At 70.2% G+C, this 4,110-nt stretch carries 1 pseudogene; it reads right to left on the bottom strand.

From position 1 onward, the window contains the following. Positions 1–4,081 (bottom strand): annotated as a pseudogene (locus IG65_RS0133685) (SDR family NAD(P)-dependent oxidoreductase); the annotation flags it as partial. Positions 4,082–4,110: the final 29 nt, after the last annotated feature.

Raw genomic sequence — 4,110 nt, 5'->3', positions numbered from 1 at the left:
GTGCCCATTGCGACGCGCATCCGAAAGCCGCTCCAACACCAGCATGCCCGCCCCCTCCGACCAACCCACACCATCCGCGGCATCCGCGAACGACTTGCATCGACCGTCGGGGGACAGCCCGCGCTGGCGGCTGAACTCCAGCCACCAGCGACGACGAACACGCCGTATCCACCGACACCGCAGGACCTTCCAACCCCAGCGTGTAGGCGATACGCCCGGAGACCAGACTGCCGCCCGCGCTGTTGCCGCTGCCCTGGGCGTAGTCGTGGTACATCACGCCGGCGAAGACACCGGTCGAGCTGCCCCGCAGCACGGTGGGGTCGACACCGGCACGCTCCAGCGCTTCCCATGTCGTCTCCAGCAACTGTCGCTGCTGGGGGTCCATCACGGTGGCCTCGTTGGGGCCGATGCCGAAGAACTCGGGGTCGAAATCGGCTGCGCTGTGCAGGAATCCGCCTTCCCGGGTGTAGGACTTCCCCGCGCGGCCGGGTTCCGGGTCGTAGATGCCGGCGATGTCCCAGCCCCGGTCGGCCGGCAGCGTCGTGATCGCATCGGCGCCGTCGCGCACCAGATCCCAGAGTTCCTCGGGAGAGGTGATACCACCGGGGTACCGGCACGCCATTCCGACCACCGCGATCGGGTCGTCGTCGACGGCCCGGGTCGCGGTGACCTCGGTGTCCCGGCCGGTGCCGGTGAACTCCTCGGCGAGATGTCTCGCCAGGGCCTCGGGTGTCGGGTAGTCGAACACCAGGGTGGCGGGCAGCGGCAGGCCCGTGACGGCTTTGAGGGCGTTGCGGAATTCGATGGCGGTGATCGAATCGAAGCCCAGTTCGTTGAAGGCCCGGTCCGCGGCGATCGAATTCGCGTTCTCGTGGCCGAGAGTCGCGGCGATCTGTCCACGCACGATCTCCACCAGCACCCCGAAGCGTTCGCTGTCGGGAGTGCTCGCCACCCGGGCGCGCAACGCCGTGAAGGTGCCGGAGGCCGCGCTGCGGCGGGCCGGCACCAGGCCGGAAAGCAGTGCGGGTGTGGCGGTTCCGGCGTTGCGAATGCTCTCGGTGTCGAGCCGGGCGAGCACCGGCGCCGCCACGTCGATACCGGCCGCGGCGTCGAACAGCGCCAGTCCCTGATCGGCTGAGAGCGGTAGCAGGCCCGAGCGGGACATGCGGTGCCGATCGACGTCGCTGAGCTGCCCGGCCATACCCCCGTCCCACAGACCCCACGCCAGGGACGTACCGCACCGGCCGGTCGCGGCGCGATGGAGGGCGAGCGCGTCCAGGCAGGCGTTGGCCGCGGCATAGTTGCCCTGTCCGGGGTTGCCGAACACACCGGCCACCGAGCTGAACAGCACGAATGCCCGCAACGGCAGTTCGGCGGTCAGCTCGTGCAGATGGAGTGCGGCATCGACCTTGGGCTCCAGCACCGTATCCATCCGCGCCGGAGTCAGCGACGCCACGGCACCGTCGTCGAGCACACCGGCCAGGTGGAAGACGCCGGTCAGCGGGTGCGCGGCGGGTATGCCCGCCAGCACCGCGGCCAGCGCGCCGCGGTCGGCGACATCGCAGGCGGCGAATTCCACCTGGGCGCCGAGGTCGCCGAGTTCGGCTCGCAATTCGTTTGCGCCGGAAGCTGATTCGCCGCGTCGGCTCAGCATCAGCAGGCGGCGGACGCCGCGGGTGGTGACCAGATGCCGGGCGAACAATCCGGCCAGCAGCCCGCCCGCACCGGTCATCAGCACCGTCTCGTCCGGATGGAACTCGACCGCCTCGGGGGCGGCGGGAGCCGTCCGGACCAGGCGTGCGGCGTGCACTCGCCCGTCCCGCACGGCTACCTGCGGTTCGGCCGCGGCCAGGATGCCGCCGAGCAGATCGTCGAGCGCGGCATCGGTGTCGATCAGCACGAAGCGGCCGGGGTTCTCGGCTTGTGCCGAGCGGACCAGGCCGCCGACGGCGGCACCGGCCAGATTCGTGATGTCCTCTCCGGCCACCGACACCGCACCACCGGTCCGGACCACGAGGACCGAGTCGGTGAATCGCGGGCTCGCCGTCCAGGACTGCAACACCTCCAGAACGTGGTGCGTCGCGGCGTGGATCGCGGCGGGATCGTTACCCGCCGGGCAGTCCAGCACCACGACCGGCGGTATCTCGTCGCCGAGTTCCGGCCATGCGGCCGTGGCGATGTCGGCCGCGTCCACCTCGATCGGGGTCCAGTCGATACGGAACAGGGCATTGCCGACGGACGCGCCGGTGGCGAGCTGCGCGGGATCGACGGGACGGGAGGCGAGGTGGCGGACCGTCGCCACCGGAGCACCGGTGCTATCCGCCAGATCCAGCGCCACGCCCCGTTCCCCGACGCGGGTGAGCCGAACCCGCACCGCGTCGGCCCCCGCCGCATGGACGGTGACTCCGGACCATTCGAACGGCAACGCCGGTCCGTCGGGCCGCGCTTCGGCGAATCGCAGCGCATGCATCGCCGCGTCGAGCAGCGCCGGATGGACACCGAACCGCTGTGCGTCGGGCCTGGCGGTCTCGGGCAGTTCCACCTCGGCGTAGAGGACGTCGCCGCTCGCTCGCCAGACCGAGCGCAGCGCCTGGTACGCGGGACCGTAGTGGTATCCCTGCGCGTCGAGGGCGTCGTACACCCCGTCGATATCCACGGCGACCGCTCCGATGGGCGGCCAGGTCCGCAATTCGACAGCGGTGCCGGTGGTTTCGGGCGCGAGAACACCTTCGGCGTGCACCGTCCAGGACGGCGGCGCATCGGCCTCGTCCTCGGGGCGGCGGGAGTAGATCCGCACCGCGCGACGACCGGCCTCGTCCTCATCGCCGACCACGACGCGCACCGCGGTGCCGAAGGATTCCGGCAGTGTCAGCGGCGCTCGCAGGACGAGTTGCTCGAGGTGATGACAGCCGACCTGTTCGCCGGCGTAGAGGGCGAGTTCGACCAGGCCCGTGCCGGGGAACAGAACGCTGTCCATGACCGTGTGGTCCGCCAGCCACGGGTGCGTCCGCAGCGACAGGCGGCCGGTGAGATCCGTACCGTCGGAGTCCGGCTGGGACACCACGGCCGAGATCAGCGGATGTTCCGTGGCGACCAAGCCCATCGCCCGCGCGCCGCCGGATGTCGTGGACGCGTCGGACATCCAATACCGCCGACGCTGGAAAGCGTAGGTGGGCAGATCGATTCGCCGGGCGCCGGTTCCCGAGTAGAAGGCGCCCCAGTCGACGTCGGCGCCGGTGACGAACAGCGTCGCCAGTCCGGCCGTCAGGGTCGACGCATCCGCTCGGTGCCGGCGGGCGGGCGCCACCACCACCGGGGACGCGGCGTCGAGGGTCTGGGTGACCATCGGGGCCAGCACCGCATCCGGTCCGACCTCGGCGAAACGAGACACCCCCGACTCCGCCATCGCCGCCACCGCATCGGCGAACCGCACCGAATCCCGAACCTGGCGCACCCAATACGACGGGACCGACATCTCGTCGGTCACCTTCGCGCCGGTCACCGTCGACACCAACGGCACAGTCGGCCGACCGAACGCCAAACCAGCTATCGCCGCCGCGAATTCGTCCAGCATCGGCTCCATCAACGCCGAATGGAAGGCATGCGACACCCGCAAACGATGTGTGCGCCAGCCCTTTTCCGCACAGCGCCCCGCGACCGCCACCACAGCGGCTTCCACGCCGGACAGCACCACCGAGGACGGGCCGTTCACCGCCGCGATCGAGACGTCACCGGCCGCCACCGCACCGGAATCCACCAGCGCCAGCACGTCGGCTTCGGACGCGCCCACCGCGACCATCGCCCCACCCGCCGGCAACGCCTGCATCAAACGACCACGCGCCGCGACCAACACGCACGCATCCTGGAGCGACAACACCCCGGCCACATGTGCGGCAGCGACCTCACCGATCGAATGACCCGCCACCACATCCGCCCGCACACCCCACGACTCCAGCAGCCTGAAGAGCGCCACCTCGAACGCGAACAAACCCGCCTGCGCGAACACTGTCCGATCGACCAGATCCCCGTCGGCCAACGCATCCGACAGCGAAACAGACTTTCCCAGAGCAGATTCCAGCACATTCACGATCGCGTCGAAATGCTCGGCGA

This window comes from Nocardia sp. NRRL WC-3656, assembly GCF_000720265.1.
Taxonomy (GTDB): Bacteria; Actinomycetota; Actinomycetes; order Mycobacteriales; family Mycobacteriaceae; genus Nocardia; species Nocardia nova.
This window is presented reverse-complemented; position numbering and strand designations above follow the sequence as displayed.